Source organism: Sphingomonas mucosissima (genome assembly GCF_002197665.1).
In the GTDB taxonomy this organism is placed as follows: domain Bacteria; phylum Pseudomonadota; class Alphaproteobacteria; order Sphingomonadales; family Sphingomonadaceae; genus Sphingomonas; species Sphingomonas mucosissima.
In genome coordinates this window covers 1-16,170 of sequence record NZ_NBBJ01000003.1, presented here as the reverse complement: position 1 = coordinate 16,170, position 16,170 = coordinate 1, and the positions used below count along the sequence as shown (strand labels likewise).

Sequence of the window (16,170 nt, the reverse complement as noted above, 5' to 3'; positions counted from 1 at the left end):
TGCGTGACCAGCAAGCCGATGAAGATCTTGATCGCCGAAAGCGAAACGCCTGCCGCGCGCGACAAGCGCCGCGCCTCCGTGGGGCGAAGCTCCGGAGAAACCTTTCAGGCCGTGTTGCGGCATATCGCGCCGGGCGCCGAATTGCAGCGGATCACGCCTGCCGACGATGAGGGCGATACGCTTGCCGCCGGCGCGCTCGAAGCTGCCGATGCGGTGTTCCTCACGGGGTCACCGATGCACCTGTATGAGGAAACGGCTGAGGGGCGCCGGGTCGTTGAGTTCATGCGGGCGGTTTATGCCGCCGGCACGCCGGCCTTTGGCTCCTGCGCCGGGCTTCAGGTGGCCGCGGTGGCGGCGGGTGGCAGCGTGCGGGCGATGGAGCCGCGCCGCGAGGCGGGGTTTGCGCGGCGGCTCTACGCGACCGATGCAGGCACAAGCCATCCGCTGCTTGCAGGGCGACCGCCGGTGTTCGACGCACCCGCCATTCATACCGATGAGGTTGCGCGACTGCCGGAAGCGAGCATCCTGCTGAGCGCCAACGGCACGACCGCGGTGCAGGCGGCCGAGATCAGATGCGGCAAGGGCGTGTTCTGGGGCGTGCAATATCACCCCGAGATCAGCCTGTTCGAAGTGGCGGCGGCGTTGCGGCGTCAGTCAGACGACCTGGTCGAACACGGACTTGCCCCTGACGCGGAGGCGGTCGCCCGCCACGCAGCGCTGGTCGAGGCGCTGCATGAGGCGCCGGGCCGCAAGGATCTGGCATGGCGGCTGGGATTGGACGAGGAGGTTACCGTGCCGGAACGCCGGACGCGGGAGATCCGTAACTTCGTTGAGCGGCTCGTGCTGCCGACGCGGTCGCAAAGAGGGCGGGCGTAGCGGCACAGCCGCTGCCGTCGCGACCGGGTGAGGGCAGCGGCGCTGGCGAGCGCGGTGCCCAGCCATTGCGTCAGGCGCTGGCGTCGCGCGCTCGGCTCTGCCAACGGGTGTTGTCATGAAAGTGCGCGACTTCCTCTTGCTGGTGCTGATCTGCCTTGTCTGGGGATACAGCAATGTCCTGAGCAAGATCGTGGTCGGCGCATGGGGCATTCCGCCGCTGTTCTTTGCCGCGGTTCGCTTCGCGGTGGTGATCGCGGCCACGCTGCCCTGGCTGCTCCCGATGCCGCGGCCGCGCTGGCGCATCATCGTGATCGGCCTGCTGATGGGGGCGGGCAATTTTGCGTTGCTCTTCATCGGCCTGCAAACGGCAAGCCCTTCGGCCGCGGCCGTGGTGATCCAGATCGGCGTGCCGTTCACCACCCTGCTGTCGATCGTGATGCTGGGCGAGCGGATCCATTGGCGGCGCGGGCTCGGCATCGCGCTGACGCTGGCCGGCGTGCTGCTGGTGGTGTGGAACCCGGAAGGGGTGGCGCTATCGGCCGGGCTGTGGTTCGTCGTCGGCGCTGCCTTTACCGGATCGCTGGGCGCGGTGCTGATGAAGCAGGTGGAGGATGTGGCGCCGCTGCGGTTCCAGGCCTGGGTGGGGCTGGTGTCGTTTCTGCCCCTCGCGCTGGCGACCGCCGTGTTTGAGCAGAACCAATGGGCCAGCGCGACGGCGATTGGCTGGCCTTTCGTGGGCGCGGTGCTGTTTGCGGCGCTGGTCGTGTCCGTGATCGGGCATACCAGCTATTATGGGCTGATCCGCCGGTATGAGGCCAATCTGCTCGCGCCGCTCACGCTGATGACGCCGCTGTTCACGATTGCCTTCGGCGTTCTGCTCACCGGCGACCAGCTTGACCTCAGGATGGTGGCCGGTGCCATGCTGGCGCTCGCGGGGGTGCTGGTGGTCGCCTTGCGATCCCGTCCGCAAAGCCCGCTGCTGGCGGAACGCGAACAGGCCTGAACCGCAGCGGTCAGGCCGGGAGCGGAGGGTTCGCGAGGTAAGCGCGGACGAAATCGAGGTCCGACGGCTTGTCCACGTCGACGGCGGCAAGCCCATCGCGGCATTCGACCACCGCGGCGACCACGCCAGCCCGCCGGCCAAGCGCCGCGATCGCCTCCGCCAGGGACAGGCGGCCGATCAGATAGCGCAGCAGCAGCCCCGGGCCGAGCCGCCCGACGATCCGCCACGGGCGCTTGCGATCGCGCTCCACCGCCTGCCACAGCCGGACGGCGGCCTCTGCCTTGGACGTGGCGAGCAGGAAGAGGTTGCAACCCGACCAATCGCCGTCGGCGAAGCGCAGATACGTGCGGCGCGAGCCGGGCGCGGCACGCTCCACCGACTCGCGGCGGGCCAGCAGCACCGCCACATCCGCGCCCTGGGGCACGTTTGCCACGAAATCGCGAACCCATTCGGCGCGAAGCAGCGCATGATCGCCGGTGGTGACCAGCAAGGGCGCGCCGAGCGCCGCAAGCGCATTGGCGGTGCTGGCGCTGGGGCCGGCCGCCGCCGGCACCATCCCCGCGCCATGCTGCGCGGCCTCGGCGGCCACGGCCGGTGCATTGGCGGCCACGATCGCGTTCACCACACCGGCAGCGCGCAGCGCGCCAAGCACGCGGGCCAGCATCGTCTCGCCGTTCAACTCAATCAACGCCTTGTCGGAAACACCGGCATAGTCGGCGAGCGGATCGGTGCCACCGCGTGATCCCGCCAGCACCACCGCGGCTGGCATCATCGCAGCACCGTGTGGCGCCACAGCTGCCAAAGCACCCCCGGCGCGGCCATGATCGGATGACGTTCCCGGAACGGCGTGACCATCACCTGCATGCCCGTGTGCCGCTCGATCTTCCAGGCGGCATAGCGGGTTGCCCCGTCAAAGGTGAACGCCGCTTTCATCAGCCGCGCCAGGTTCAGCCGCTTGCCGGCTCGCTCCAGCCGCAACCAGGCGGTGGCAAGGGCAATGACCAGCGGCTCGGGCAAGCGGGCGGACAGATCCTCGCCATTCTGATCGAAGTCGATCCCAGCCGCTCGCCACGCAAGCGGCAGCAGCGTTTTGTAGCGCAGCTGATCATAGCCGAGGATCTGATCCTCACGCCCGGGCGCCTCCACCCGGAGCTCGGCAGAATACGTCGCGCGGAACAGCGCGCGCCAGAATGCGATGGCATCGCCATGCTCTGGCCCGTGCAGCGCGGCGAAGCGCGAGGCCGTCATGCCGGCCTCCGCTATCGCCTCGATCGTTCGTTGCCGAAAGCTTGCCCCATTGCTCCAGACCAGCGCGGCTGGCTGAACGAAGCGCGCCCAAATCGTGGTGTCGAGCGTGCCGCCCTGTGCCGCGCGCAAGAAGGTATCGAGCGGCATCGTCGCCACCTTGGCCCGGACCACCTCGCCGCCGACGTTCACCTCGTGATAGCTGACGTCGGGCCACAACAAGCGGCCGACCGCGCTGCGCGCGCGGCCTTCTCGCAGGACGTAGAAGTCGAGCAATCCGCTTAAATCGCCGGTCCGCAGCACCGAGCCGTAGAACAGAACCGCGGCGCCGCCGAGGCGACCGGCGATTACCCGGCCGGCATGCTCCACCTCAGGAGGAACAGGGCGATCGAGCTCGGCGGATAGAAAATCGGTAAGGGCGCTCACGGCGTCACGAACCGGATCGGCGCACCTGTGCGGACGTCAATCGTCCCGCCCGGGAACATTTCGCCATCAAGGATGAAGCCGCCTTCGAGCTTGAGCTGCACGGGCGGAATGTCATGCGCGTGATGATAGCCGTGCCGTTGCAGCCATCCACCTTCCTGGCCGGCCACGATCGCAGCCGCCGCGATCGGCAGCAGGCGAGGTGGCGCCTCGGCGGCCAAGACGTCGAGGCCGGCGGTTGTCTTGCCGAGCGGCTTCGTCCCGAGCGGCATCCGCTGAAGCGTGGAGGCCAGCAGCAGATAGAGATTGCGGACCTTCGTCTCGCCCGTCTCGTAATCGTAGATCTCGACCCGCTCGCCGGCTCGCCAGCGGTTTGCCAGGCTGCCAAAGCAGGTTTGCGCCACAGCACCGACCAGCGAGAGCCCGACGGCAAGGCCGTCGATCGCCCCAAACCGGTGCGTGGACTGCGCGAGCTCCGTGGCCATCACGAAGCCGCCGACGCCGAAGATGAAGCCGCAAAGCGGCTCTTGCGCATCGCGCCGGATCTCGATCGGCGACCGTGTCTGGATCCGACCAGCGGCATGGGCAGCCATGGCGTCCTGGAGCGACCAGCCGACGGGTATCCCCAGGTCGAGCGCAAGCGCATTGGTCTTTCCCGATGGCAGGAGCGCGAGGGGCGGCAGATCGTCACTGTAAATCCCGGCCGCCGCGCTGAGGACATCGCGCACCGTGCCGTCGCCGCCGTCGATGACGAGCAGCTCCAGCTCCTGTTCGGCGAACGAGCGCAGCGTCTTCACCAGCTGCTCATTCGTGGTGGGTGCGGCGGCGAGGACACCGGGGCCGATCTTGCGTTCCAGATCAACCGTCCAATTACGCCGGCTGCGCGGATTGCTGATGATCCCGACGCGCGCTGCGCCGCGCGGAAAGCGGAAGGAGGAGCTGGGCGTCGCCGTAAGCTGCTTGCGGCCGAAACCGTTCATCAGATCCGCGCGCGGTCCGACCCTGGGGTGAACAATGTCGCCGGTCGGGAATAGCACTTTCACGAAATCTGACGTCCTCACAAATTTGCAACAGACGCATGTTACGCGCCAAGCTGCAGAGTTGCCCCCGCAAGTGGGCGCAAATGCGGCATTTCGGGAGCAGAAGTGGATAAATGACCCTTCTTTCCCGGGAGCGCTTCACACGTCCGATCGATCCGGACCGCCCCATGTGCATGCGCGGGCGGGCTCGACCGGCGTTGTACGTTGCGACGGGCGTTGGTGAATTCAAGATGCTTGCCCGTCTGCCGGGCTGTCAGCCCCTGGCGAGCGCGTAGGCGCTGCGCATCAGCGCGAGGAGCGCCACAGCTGATGCGAGGAGAGATGCTGCGCCAGCGCCGATGACTCCGAACGATGGCATCAGCAGAAAGACCAGCGCAAAGAGCACAGCCGCCGAGAGCATTCGGATGCGCAGCGCCTGACCGGCATGCCCAGTGCCGAGAAGCACCGGCTCGAAGCCGACGGCCATGATGTCCAAGCCGGCGGCGAGGCCCAGCAGCACAAGGACGGGATAGGCGCCAAGATACGCCTCGCCCGCGATCAGGTGGAGCGCCGACTTCCCCAGAAGTGGCACCAGCAGGCAGGTGGCGAGGCCCACTCCCATCGCGAGCTTGGCCGATTGCCGCACGAGCTTGCGCAATTCCCCATGGCGCTGCCCAGCGTGCGCGCGGGTCACCTCCGGGAAGACGCCGCGCGCGAACAGGTCTGCGAGGCGGACCAGCGATTGGCTGAGCTGATAGGCGAGGCGGTAGTTGCCAGCGGCGGCAGCCCCGGTGAGCAGCCCCACCAGCACCACCGCGAATTGCCGGCTGGCGGCGTTCAGCGTGGAGTTCACGTTGGTGACGAAAGCAAAGTGCCAGATGCCGGGGTTTTCGGTGGCCACCGTTGCTGGCTCGCGCGAGCGCCCGATCGCAAGTGGCGCAATGCGCGCGGCGCTGATCCAATAGCCGAGCGCGGTCAGAACCTCTGCCGCTGCCCAGGCGATCAGGAAGCCGGTGAGCGTCGCGCCCTGCCACACGGCGACCAGCGCGCCGACAAAGCGTGCAATCGATGTGACGGAATCGGCCGCGGCACCGACCGCGAACCGATCGTGAAGGCGCAAAATGCCGACCGCCGTCGAGCGCACCGATAAAAGGAGGATCACGGAGAAGCCGAACGCCTGCCAGGCGAGCGACCCAGGCCAGGCGAAATGCGCCTGCATCAGCCACAATGCCGCGCCGGCGATGGCGATCCCGACCAGCGCCCCGCCGATATCCAGCGCGAGGCAGAAGCGGATCAGGCGCGAAAGCGCGCCGGCGGCGCCATTCTCCCGATGCGCCATCCCGAAGCGGACCACGATCTGCCACGTCTGGAAGCCGACCAGCGCCGCGACCGCCTGAGCCGTGCTGAGGATCAGCGTGAAGGTGCCGAAGCCCTGAACGCCCAGCGAGCGGGTGGCGAGCGCCAGATAAACGATGCTGAGCACCGCCCCGACCCCTTTGCCGGTCAGCAGCCAGCCGACATTGCGCAGCGCGCGCCGGAACGGAGATATTGCTTCAAGGCGGGACGTCAACGGCTGTCTTCCAATCGCCACCGCGCTATGGGGCACGCGGATGCGCATCGCTTTCCTCTATATCGCAGAAGCCTATCAGTGCTACCATGGCGCGGCCATCGCGCTGGAACTGGCACGCCGAACCGGCTGGACGATCGTCAACTACTACAATGACCCGGAGACGCCGCACCATTTGGCGCGGATTGCGCGCGTGTGGGGCGGTCCGCCAATCGAGGAGCGGCCGCTGCGCAAGTCGCCGCTCACCCGGGGGCTGCAGCGGCTGAAGCGCCTTGGCATGTTCAAGGACATGGTGATGCGCGACAACATCGCGGAACTGAATGGTTACGACGCTGTGTTCGCTGTCGAGAATACGGCGGCGGCGTTGCGCCGGCTCGGCGCCACGCGCCCGCGATTGATCTACAGTCCGCATGGTTTCGGCGACCGCGCACGTGGCTTTATTCCACGGATCGCGACCTTTGACCTTGTGCTGCTCGCGGGCGAAAAGACGGCTGGGCGGATGCTGGCCGAGGGGCTGATCAGGAAAGGGGGCTATGCCCTGACCGGATCGGTGAAGCTGGATACGGCGGCGCGGATCGCCGAGGCCGGCCATCTTCCGTTCGACCGGCCGCAGCCGACCGTGCTGTACAATGCGCACAAGGAGCCGAAGCTTACCTCATGGTATCGGTTTATCGAGCCGATGCTGGCGGGCTTCACGGCCGATCCGTCGATGAACCTCATCGTTGCGCCGCATGTGAAGCTGTTCCGCCGACGCGGGGAGGCGCTGCGCGACCGCTGGCGCGCGCGCAGCACCGGAAACGTGCTGGTGGATCCCGGCTCCGACCGCTGCGTGGACATGAGCTATGCTGCGGCCGCGGACATCTATGTCGGTGACGTCAGCAGCCAGGTTTACGAGTTTTTGGCTACGCCGCGGCCCTGCGTGTTCCTGAACGCGCATCGCATCGACTGGCGCGATGATCCGAGCTTCGCCCATTGGCATCTGGGCGACGTGGTAGACGATCCGGCGGACTTGATGGCCGCGATCCATGCCGCACCCGAGCGGCACGCGATGTATCGGCCGCGGCAGGAGGCGATGGCAAAGGCCAGCCTGGGGGACACGTCGCCAGGCGCGGCGGCGCGGGCGGCGGAGGCCGTGATTGCGTATCTCACGGGGGAGAAGCGCGCATGAAGGTGGGCTTTCTCTTCAATCACGATGCCTTGCACCAAATCCGCCATACGGCGCCGGTGATCGCCGAAATCGTACGCTACCCGAAGGTGGAGGCGGTCGTCCTAACGTCTTCGCTGACGCAGGAGCGCGAAGTGCGAGCACTGCTAGGCGTCGCCGCCGAACAGGTGCGGTTCGTGTCGCTGAACATCGGCAAGACCGCGGCGGCGCTGGATCGCGCGCTTCGCTTCATTGCGCCGTTCCGGCGTATTGCGACGCTGCGCGAGAATCTGGCCGAGTTCGCGGCGCTCGACGTGCTTGTGGTGCCGGAAACCACGTCGCTCCTGTTGCGCGATCGCTTCGGGCTCGATCACCCTAAGTTCGTGTGGATACCGCACGGCGCGGGGGATCGCTCGGTGGGTTTCCGCGAGGTGATGCGCGGGTTTGATCTCGTGCTTCTTTCCGGTGCCAAGGTGCGGGACCGGATGCTGGCCAACAGTCTGATCACGCCGGAAAACCATGTCATTGTCGGCTATCCGAAGTTCGACACGATCGATGATGCGCCCCCGACACGCCTGTTCGACAATGATCGCCCGGTGGTGCTCTACAATCCGCATTTCGATCCGCTGCTGTCGTCCTGGTACACGATGGGGGCGGATGTGCTTCGTTGGTTCGCTGGGCAGTCGGACTTCAACCTGGTGGTGGCGCCGCACGTCATGCTCGCGCAGCGGCGTGTTCACGCCTCCGTCGAGCACCGCGTCGTTCGCTGGCGGCGCGATGTGGCGGCGCGCTATCGGCGCTTGCCGAACATCCATGTCGACATGGGAAGCGACGCATCCGTGGACATGACCTATACGCGGGCGGCGGACATCTATCTCGGCGACGCCAGCAGCCAGATTTACGAATGGATCGCACGGCCGCGCCCGGCGCTTTTCCTGAACACGACCGGTGCCGCCTGGGAGCATAGCGCGGATTTCGCGCACTGGCATTTGGGGGAAGTAATTGACGGGGTCGAGGCGCTGCCCGTCGCCTTGGCGCGTGCCGCGCGCGAGCCTGAGCGCTTCCGCGCCGCGCAGGAGGCGGCCTTCGCGACGACCTTCTCGGTGACGGACCAATCCGCCTCCGCCCGGGCTGCGAAGGCGATCGTCGAGCGGTTCGGCGGCGGCGCCTAAGGCGTGCCCCAATCCGCCACTTGCCAGTGGCGGCTGGCCGCGCGCGCCCGCAGCTTGCGATGCGGGTTCACGGCGACGGGCTGATCGACCCAGTTGAAGGTCGGCTCGTCGGTGGCGTGATCGGAATAGAAGCGGATGTGCGTGCTTGCCCGGTCCAAGCCGCTTTGCGCGAACCACGCGGCGATCAGCGCCTGCTTGGCCGGGCCATAGCAATTGGGCCCGCCCAGCCGCGGCAGGATCTCCCCGGCCGGGCCGCGCATCGCCTCGGTCGCGATCAGATCGTCCGTCCCCAGCCGTCGCGCAATCGGCGCCGCGTAGAAGCGGTGCGCCGCGGTTGCGATGACGCAGCGGCGCCCCTCCTGCTTGTCTACCGCCAGTTGCGCGCGTGCGCCGGGGCGGATGTGATCGCGTACGAACCAGTCCGCAAAGGCCTCCGCAACGGATTCCAGTGAATGTGGCGAGAGCGAAGGGCCGAGCATGATCGCATGCATCAGTTCCTTTAGCCGGTCGCGGTCGACGATGCCGATGGCGCGCGCCGCCGCAGGACCAAGCAAAGCGGGCAGAAGCGCGAGCCGCGCGGGCCGGAGGCGCCGTGCCGCGAACAACAGGAACGGCGACCAGGTCGGCATGCTGGTGATCGTCCGGTCGAGATCATAGATCGCGAGCAGGGCCTTGGGGGCGTGGGTCATCACGCCGCCCGTGCAATGCGCAACCCCGGTGTGTCAAAGCGCGGCCTGCTGCTCGCGCCCGTCAACTGCGCCCCTGCGCGCTCAGGAGATCTGGATCGCAACCTCGCTCAGCAAGAGCCGCGCAATGGCCCGATCCGCCACTTCAACATCCAGGGCGCCGCCGATCGTTCTGGCGCCCCGGCGAACGGGATTGCGGACCAATGTTCGTGCGTAACGCTGCGCCTGTGCCATCGCTGCATCCAAATCCGGAAGCTCATTGCACTGCACCTGGTGAACGATGTTGTCAGGTGTGCGAACACGGAAGATGTAGGTGGTCATGAGGTTTAAAAGCTTGAAACAAAGCGGAGTTTCCACCTTCAACATAGGTTGTGATGAATCCGCGCCTTGGTGAAATCCGAGCTTTTACTGCCCATCATTCACCGCGGCGCGAGGATATCGTCCAGCCGGCGGACGCTCCCAGGGATCGGCTCGAGAACGGGGTAGCGGTGGCCCTCTGACCAGTCGATCGACACCTCGCGCTGATACTTGCCGGCTTGCACAAGCAAGTCGATCGGCTTGTCTGAGCTTGCCTCCTCGATCGCGCGGTCGAGCGCGTCAGGTGTGAAGGTGAGTCCGTTTACACCGATCAGCTTGGTGCCGGCGGTGATCGCGGCGTCGAAGGCGGCGCTTTCCCAGCGCACCTCCTGGACCTCCCCATCGGAGGACACGGATAGACCCAGCGAATAGATGAAGCTGCGAATTCCGCTCAGTTGCTCCTTGGCGCGCCACATCTCACTGGGCACCGCTCGGTAAACCAAGCGGTAGCCGCCGCGCTTGATGCCGGCGAGAGGCGCATCGCTGCGGGTATCATGCAGCCGCTCGACGAAGAACGCCGACCAATCCTCGTCGGCGATATCGCGCAGGGTTCGGACGACGTCGTCGAACAGGTACGTGCGGGTTATGCCGTCGACGGGCAGTTCGGCACCAAAGAAGGTGTGGGCGAAATCGTCCAACGAGCGCGCCTCGCCGGTCAGCTCGCGAATGCGCGTATCCACGTCCAGCCAGATGAGGGCGCCTTCGGTGTAATAATCCTCGCTGCGTTGCCAGCTGGGCCAGGGCAGCGGCGCACGCGCCGCGATGATCGGGTCCTTCGTCGTGTCACTGACAGGGCGCCAGCGCGATCCCGCCTGCATGTCGTGCGTGGCTGCGATATCCGCGAGTGCGCTGAGCGTTTGCTCACGCGTCCACAACCCGGAACGGGCGCATAGCACGCGGTCCCAATATTGGGTCTGGCCCTCATACACCCACATCAGGCTGTTGCGGATCGGCTGATAAAAGCATGGCGCCCATGAATCCGCGCCACGCCGATGCTTGCCGTTCCAACCGTGGATATATTCGTGCGGAAAGCTGTCGCGACGCGGGAAGCTGTTGTCCCAATCGGTGAAATATTCCCCGATGCTCGCGATCTCGCAGGAGCGGTGATGCTCCACGCCGATGCTGCCGATTTCGTCGCTAAGCGCGAGCAGCACCTCGAAGCGGTCAAACGGCCGACGCCCGAACAGTCGATCCGCTTGCGTGACGACCGCCCGGTGCGGCGCGATCTGCTCCTCAGTGGCGGCAAGCTGATGCGCCGCGTCGGCAAAGACGTTCAGCGTGACGCCGCCGTCGTCCAGCTCGATCCGGCGATAATGCCGGCCTGCCATCACCGGCGAATCCACCAGCTCATCGAGCTGAATTGTCTCGAACTGAACGGTATCACCTGTCTGGGACGCGAACGGCAACGCGGTGGCGAGCTGCCAGCCCTCCGGGAGCGTCAATTTGGCGTCGACCGCTATTCTGCGGGAGAAATGGCCTGCGGGATAAAGGACCACGCAGTTCCACTCCAGGTTCAGCAGATCAGGGCTGACGACCACGCGCCCTTGCGCGCTGCTGGTCGGCGAGAGGAACTGGAAGCGCGCGTCGATCTCGGTCGCTCCATCCGGCACGCTGACGTGAAAGGCGTGAACTTCAGTGGGGTGACGCGACCAGTGTAGTGGCTCGCCGGCTGCTTCGAACGCGAGCCCCGCAAGCAACTCGATCGGCGCTTGAGGCGCATGATAACCAGGGAGCCATTTGGGCAGCAGCAACGTGTACACGCCCTTTCCCGGGACGGGGATCACCTCATGCACGCGAAAGATGCGGCGCAGGACGTCGCTCGCATCCACGTGCAGCCGTATGGTGCCAGCAAACGCCACATCTTCCGGCTCGGGAAGGGGAAGTGGCTGCGAAAGTGGTCGGGGGAGATCCGTCATTGCCGTTTCATGCCGGGCGGGGACGGCCGAGTCCTTGATCCATGCCAAGCGCGATGGGGACAGCATCGTTTTTTTACCGATTGTGCCCGCGGCAAGTCATTGAAACAAAAGGACGCCCGCTTATATCCCGATCATCGTTCAACAACGGAAAGGAGGTGGTCGAATGTCTCATTGTCTCACGCCGCTCGCGGCAAGTCTGATGGACGTGACCTCCGCGCCGGAGGTTCTCGCCTGACGAGAGCCGCGAAAGGCTGACAATGGAAAGGCCGCTCTCGCAAGAGGGCGGCCTTTCGCATTTCGGGCGTATCGGTGTGCCGGCATTGCCATGTGCGGCGCGCTGGAGGCCGCCCATGGCAACGCCTGGTTGCTCAATATGGGATGAAGAGCGCCTTGTCCGGATCTGCCGGCTCCGCAGGAGCAGCAGGCGACACGCTTTTCTCGCTTTGGCGGCCGCGAATGGCAGCGACCAAAACTGCGGCAATCGCGGCTGTCGCGCCGGCCTTTACCGCAAAGCCCGTCTTGTTGTGCTGCCACTCCGCGCGGGCGCCCATCTCGCCCGGAATGTTGGGCACCTTGCCGCGGGTAAGGTCCTCCACCACGCCTTCCACCACGTTGATCCGGTCCGCGCCCATCAGCAGCAGCCAATGCAGCCAATCGGATTCGCTGCGCCGGAACGCATAGCGGCGGATGGCGCCGGAAAGCCCGCTTGGCGGCGTGGAGGTGCCGATCACCGCGGGCAGCCGATTGTGCTCGATCGAGCGCAGTATCTCGACGTTCGGGATCTGCTGCGTCGGGCGGGTCCAGGTGAGCCCGCGCGACTTTTGATCCTCAATATGGCGGATCGGATACGTCGGGTCGTTCTCCGGATCCGCATCCGCGCCCCAGCCGGGGATTTTGGATGTGTCGACCATTTGCTTCGTCATCGCGCGCCTCCGCTTATTGGCCATTCGGCAGCAGCACCGGCTTGATGCAGCCGTCGAGCTTTGCCGAGAACAGGTGATAAGCGTCCGCAATGTCCGCCAGCGGTACGCGGTGAGTGATCATCGCCTTCGGATTGATGTGCCCCGCCTTGATATGGTCGATCAGCCGCGGCAGCAGGCGCTTCACCGACGCCTGGTTGGCACGAATGGTGATGCCCTTGTTCACCACGTTGCCGATCGGGACCATGTTGCCGGTCGGTCCGTAAACACCGACGATCGAGACGATCCCGCCTTTTTTCACCGAGTTGATCGCCCAGTGGAGCGCAATGGCGCTCCCGGCCTCCAGCTTCAGCTTGGTGCCGAACAGATAGTGCAGCGCATTGCCGGCCGCATCACCGCCGACCGCATCGATGCAGACATCCGCGCCCAGCGAGTCGGTCTGCTTCTTCAGGAAGACGGCCATGTCGTCGATCTCGCGGAAGTTATACACTTCAGCGGGCCCGAAGACGCGGGCGAACTCCAGGCGATAGTCCAGATGATCGATGACGATCACGCGCCCGGCGCCGAACAGCCAGGCCGAGCGTGCGGCCATCAGCCCGACCGGCCCTGCGCCGAACACCACCACCGTGTCACCGGGCTGGATGCCGCCCATCTCGGCGGCCTGATAGCCCGTAGGCACCACGTCGGTCAGCAACACGGCGTCGTCGGGATCCATCCAGTCGGGGATCACCATCGGACCGACATCGGCGTATGGCACACGCACATATTGCGCCTGTCCGCCGTCATACCCGCCGGCGGTGTGCGAATAGCCGAAGATGCCGCCCACGGCGGTCGCCTGCGCATTTGCCTCGTGGCAATTGCCGAACAATCCCTGCTGGCAGAAATGACATTTGCCGCAGGCGATGTTGAAGGGAACGAGCACATGATCGCCGACCTTCAGATTGCGCACTTCCGGCCCAACCTGTTCCACGATGCCGCAGAACTCATGGCCAAAGGTCATGCCCACGCGGGTGTCCGGCACCATGCCGTGATAAAGGTGAAGGTCGGACCCGCAAATGCACGATCGCGTCACGCGAACAATCGCGTCCTCCGGATGAAGGATCTGCGGCATCGGCTTTTCGTCGACACGGACACGATAAGGTCCGCGGTAGTTCATCGCCAGCATGCGAAGGGCTCCCATACGAGCGGCGTTGCTCGATTAAGAGCTTCAAGTCGGGACGGTATCTTCAGTTCCCCTCCTTTGTTGCAAATCGGGTGCCGGGCGAGGTTTTCCGGCCGTGGGCTTGATCTGGATCATTACGAAAGAGCAGCCGCCGGCATCGTTGCAGGAACACCCCGCCCGTCCTGTCGTTGCTGACTCGACAGAGGAGCAGGACATGGCGACTTCGAGCACTGAAGCGAACACGGGCGCTCATACGCAGGGCGCTAGCAAGCAGACGATGGCGATCGGCGCGGCGGCGGGAATTGCGATCGGCCTTGCGGCCAATCTGCTGCGCAAGTCCGCGGTGCAGGCGCCATCGGCGTTCGCCGGAAATTGGGACAAGGCGCTCGCCGGCGAGCATGCCGCCGCGCTGAAGATCTTTGATCTGCTCGAGGCGACGCCCGACGGCGCCGTGGCGCGCCGTTCGATGCTTCTTGCGCAGTTGAAGCATGCGATCGGCAAGCACGCGTTTCAGGAAGAGAACGTCGTGTACGCCATGATGCGGGATCACGGGCTGACCGAAGCGGCCGATCACCTCAATCACGAACATGGCTATGTGAAGCAATATTTCTTCGATCTCGGCGAGATGCCGAAGGACGATCCGAAATGGCTCCCCAAGCTGAAGGAGTTTCGCGCCATGATCGAAAGCCACATGCGCGAAGAAGAAGAAGACCTGTTCCCGCGGCTTCGATCGCAGCTGTCCGAGGAGCAGAACAAGCACGTGACGGCAGCGATGAACAAGGAAGGCTTCAAGCTGGCCTGAGCGCTCCGCTACCGGAAATTATCTTGGAGATCGACATGACGGACAAGCAACCGATGCAGGCTGACGGCGGTGGGACGACGCCGCATGTTCCCGATGAGAATGGCGAAGTGGCAAGCCGCCGGCACAGCAGCGGGGAAAGCCAGGGCGGCGCGTATCCCAATCCGCACACCGGCAAGGAACCCGGCGGCTTTGACGGTGGCCAGACCGGACGGGCTTATCATGGCACCGGTCAGCTCGGCGAGGAAAAGACGGGTGAGCAGCCCAATGCGGGATCAACCGAATAGCGTTGGCGGCTTGCGTCACGGCGTTTGACCTGCGCCGGGACGCACGGGCGTTCGCACGATGATAGATGCCAATCGTGGCAAGGGGCGGGAGAGTCCGGATGGACTATGTAAAGCTGGGTGCCACCGGCCTCGACGTGTCGCGGCTTTGCTTGGGCTGCATGACCTATGGCGATCCCCGACGCGGTAATCACGAATGGACACTTGATGAGGAGCAAAGCCGGCCGCTGCTTCGTCAGGCGATTGAGGCCGGCATAAACTTCTTCGACACCGCGAATGTTTATTCTGACGGCAGCTCCGAGGAGATCGTCGGGCGAGCGCTGAAGGAGTTCGCGCGGCGCGACGAGGTGGTCATCGCCACCAAGGTACACGGACGGATGCGTCCCGGGGCCAACGGTGCCGGGTTAAGCCGCAAGGCGATCATGCACGAGATCGACGCCAGCCTGGCTCGCCTGGGCACCGACTATGTCGATCTCTACCAGATCCATCGTTTCGACTACGAGACGCCGATCGAGGAAACGCTTGAAGCGCTCCACGACGTCGTGAAGGCCGGCAAGGCGCGCTACATCGGCGCTTCCTCCATGTTCGCCTGGCAGTTCGCGACCATGCTGCACACGGCAGACGCGAACGGCTGGACCCGCTTTGTCACCATGCAGAACTACCTCAATCTGCTGTATCGTGAGGAAGAGCGCGAGATGCTGCCGCTGTGCGAAGCGGAAGGGATTGGCGTCATTCCCTGGAGCCCGCTCGCGCGCGGGCGGCTGACGCGTGACTGGGGCGAATCGACCGCGCGGTCAGAGACCGACAAGTTCGGCCAAACGCTTTATGCTCAAACCGCCGACGCGGACAGGAAGGTGGTCGAAGCGGTCGCTGCGGTAGCAAGCGAACGAAGCGTGCCACGCGCGCAGATCGCGCTGGCATGGGTCTTGTCGAAGGCGGTCGTGTCCGCCCCGATCATTGGCGTTTCGAAGCAAGGCCATCTGGAGGATGCCGTCGCTGCACTCGACATCGTTCTCAGCGATGAGGAGCTCCGCCGCCTCGAGCAGGCCTATGTGCCGCATGCGGTGGTCGGCTTTCAGTAGCGTGCATGGGACCGGGAGCCAGGCCGAATCGCAGAAAGGCCGGAGCCTAGCAAACTCGGCCGACGATTCGGAGCAAAGCCGGAAGTCGAACGCAAGGATCGATTCTCAGCGGCAGACTCGGCGCAGTAAGCGTCCGCGAAGGGGACGACTCCCGAGAGGACGGCAGTGCGGCCAATGGGGTCGCCGCGAGAGGCGACCCTCGATAACGCTCGGGAAAACCGCAACTTTCTCGAGAAATTTTGCGCAATCCGCAAAAAGTGTTTGACGGTTGGGGGTGTGTTCCCTAGATGGGTTTCACCGCAGCGGCGGCCCGGACGGGTTGCTGGAGTGGTTAGCGAAAACAAGGCGCCATGGTCGCCCCGCGAAAGAGGGGTAGGTCGAGGCGTCAGTTTTTGTCGCTCTTTGACATTGTTGGTTTAGATGAAGGGACATGTGGGCGGCGGCTCCGGGTCCGGCAACCTCAGGGTGTCGGTTTCTCGGTTAAAGCCAAGCCTGACCTGTATGTCCTTTGTTAC

The 16,170-nt window shown here is 65.2% G+C and carries 16 protein-coding genes; 7 read left to right on the top strand and 9 right to left on the bottom strand.

The features are described from left to right. Positions 1–3 precede the first annotated feature (3 nt). A complete protein-coding gene (locus SPMU_RS09820) occupies positions 4–876 on the top strand; it encodes a type 1 glutamine amidotransferase (RefSeq protein WP_245833030.1) in 873 nt (290 codons plus the stop codon). A 115-nt stretch (positions 877–991) separates the two neighbouring features. Beyond that, on the top strand, positions 992–1,879 hold the full coding sequence (locus tag SPMU_RS09815; RefSeq protein ID WP_088333730.1) for a DMT family transporter: 888 nt from the start codon (positions 992–994) through the stop codon (positions 1,877–1,879). A 10-nt stretch (positions 1,880–1,889) separates the two neighbouring features. Here the strand turns inward: SPMU_RS09815 and SPMU_RS09810 are convergent, their stop codons facing one another. From SPMU_RS09810 to SPMU_RS09795, 4 genes are all read right to left on the bottom strand, one after another. After that, positions 1,890–2,651: an NTP transferase domain-containing protein gene (locus SPMU_RS09810; protein ID WP_088333729.1), complete on the bottom strand. Its 762-nt coding sequence runs from the start codon at positions 2,649–2,651 to the stop codon at positions 1,890–1,892. After that, entirely contained in the window at positions 2,648–3,550 is a 903-nt protein-coding gene (locus SPMU_RS09805; RefSeq protein WP_088333728.1) for a hypothetical protein, read from the bottom strand. The genes SPMU_RS09810 and SPMU_RS09805 overlap by 4 nt, the downstream gene beginning before the upstream one ends. Next, positions 3,547–4,590, bottom strand: a complete 1,044-nt coding sequence (locus tag SPMU_RS09800; RefSeq protein WP_140418445.1) for a diacylglycerol/lipid kinase family protein — start codon at positions 4,588–4,590, stop codon at positions 3,547–3,549. Before SPMU_RS09800 ends, SPMU_RS09805 begins: the two co-directional genes overlap by 4 nt. A gap of 250 nt (positions 4,591–4,840) precedes the next feature. After that, on the bottom strand, positions 4,841–6,136 hold the full coding sequence (locus tag SPMU_RS09795) for a lipopolysaccharide biosynthesis protein (protein ID WP_169715680.1): 1,296 nt from the start codon (positions 6,134–6,136) through the stop codon (positions 4,841–4,843). A gap of 40 nt (positions 6,137–6,176) precedes the next feature. Between SPMU_RS09795 and SPMU_RS09790 the strand changes: the two genes are divergently transcribed. Both SPMU_RS09790 and SPMU_RS09785 read left to right on the top strand, forming a co-directional pair. Continuing rightward, positions 6,177–7,301 (top strand): hypothetical protein, encoded by a 1,125-nt coding sequence (locus SPMU_RS09790; protein ID WP_088334073.1) that lies wholly within the window; start codon positions 6,177–6,179, stop codon positions 7,299–7,301. Then, positions 7,298–8,449 carry a hypothetical protein gene (locus tag SPMU_RS09785; protein ID WP_088333725.1) on the top strand — a complete coding sequence of 384 codons (1,152 nt, stop codon included), beginning with the start codon at positions 7,298–7,300 and terminating at the stop codon, positions 8,447–8,449. Before SPMU_RS09790 ends, SPMU_RS09785 begins: the two co-directional genes overlap by 4 nt. On the opposite strand, the gene SPMU_RS09780 is transcribed toward SPMU_RS09785, so the two are convergent. From SPMU_RS09780 to SPMU_RS09760, 5 genes are all read right to left on the bottom strand, one after another. Next, positions 8,446–9,138 (bottom strand): HAD family hydrolase, encoded by a 693-nt coding sequence (locus SPMU_RS09780; protein ID WP_088333724.1) that lies wholly within the window; start codon positions 9,136–9,138, stop codon positions 8,446–8,448. The two genes, SPMU_RS09785 and SPMU_RS09780, sit on opposite strands and share 4 nt — an antisense overlap. Positions 9,139–9,219: 81 nt before the next feature. Next, positions 9,220–9,501, bottom strand: a complete 282-nt coding sequence (locus SPMU_RS09775; RefSeq protein WP_088333723.1) for a DUF6894 family protein — start codon at positions 9,499–9,501, stop codon at positions 9,220–9,222. A gap of 53 nt (positions 9,502–9,554) precedes the next feature. Then, positions 9,555–11,408, bottom strand: coding sequence for a M61 family metallopeptidase (locus SPMU_RS09770; protein ID WP_169715679.1), 1,854 nt, complete (start codon positions 11,406–11,408; stop codon positions 9,555–9,557). 368 nt (positions 11,409–11,776) lie between these two features. Further along, a complete protein-coding gene (locus SPMU_RS09765; protein WP_088334072.1) occupies positions 11,777–12,331 on the bottom strand; it encodes a hypothetical protein in 555 nt (184 codons plus the stop codon). A 13-nt stretch (positions 12,332–12,344) separates the two neighbouring features. After that, on the bottom strand, positions 12,345–13,493 hold the full coding sequence (locus tag SPMU_RS09760) for a zinc-dependent alcohol dehydrogenase (RefSeq protein WP_088333721.1): 1,149 nt from the start codon (positions 13,491–13,493) through the stop codon (positions 12,345–12,347). Positions 13,494–13,704: 211 nt separating this feature from the next. Between SPMU_RS09760 and SPMU_RS09755 the strand changes: the two genes are divergently transcribed. The 3 genes from SPMU_RS09755 (at position 13,705) to SPMU_RS09745 (ending at position 15,655) form a co-directional block, all read left to right on the top strand. After that, complete coding sequence (locus SPMU_RS09755; protein WP_088334071.1) at positions 13,705–14,292, top strand: hemerythrin domain-containing protein; 588 nt, start codon at positions 13,705–13,707, stop codon at positions 14,290–14,292. 35 nt (positions 14,293–14,327) lie between these two features. Further along, positions 14,328–14,576 (top strand): hypothetical protein, encoded by a 249-nt coding sequence (locus SPMU_RS09750; protein WP_088334070.1) that lies wholly within the window; start codon positions 14,328–14,330, stop codon positions 14,574–14,576. Between the two features lie 98 nt (positions 14,577–14,674). Next, positions 14,675–15,655 (top strand): aldo/keto reductase, encoded by a 981-nt coding sequence (locus tag SPMU_RS09745; RefSeq protein ID WP_088333720.1) that lies wholly within the window; start codon positions 14,675–14,677, stop codon positions 15,653–15,655. The last annotated feature ends 515 nt before the right edge of the window (positions 15,656–16,170 follow it).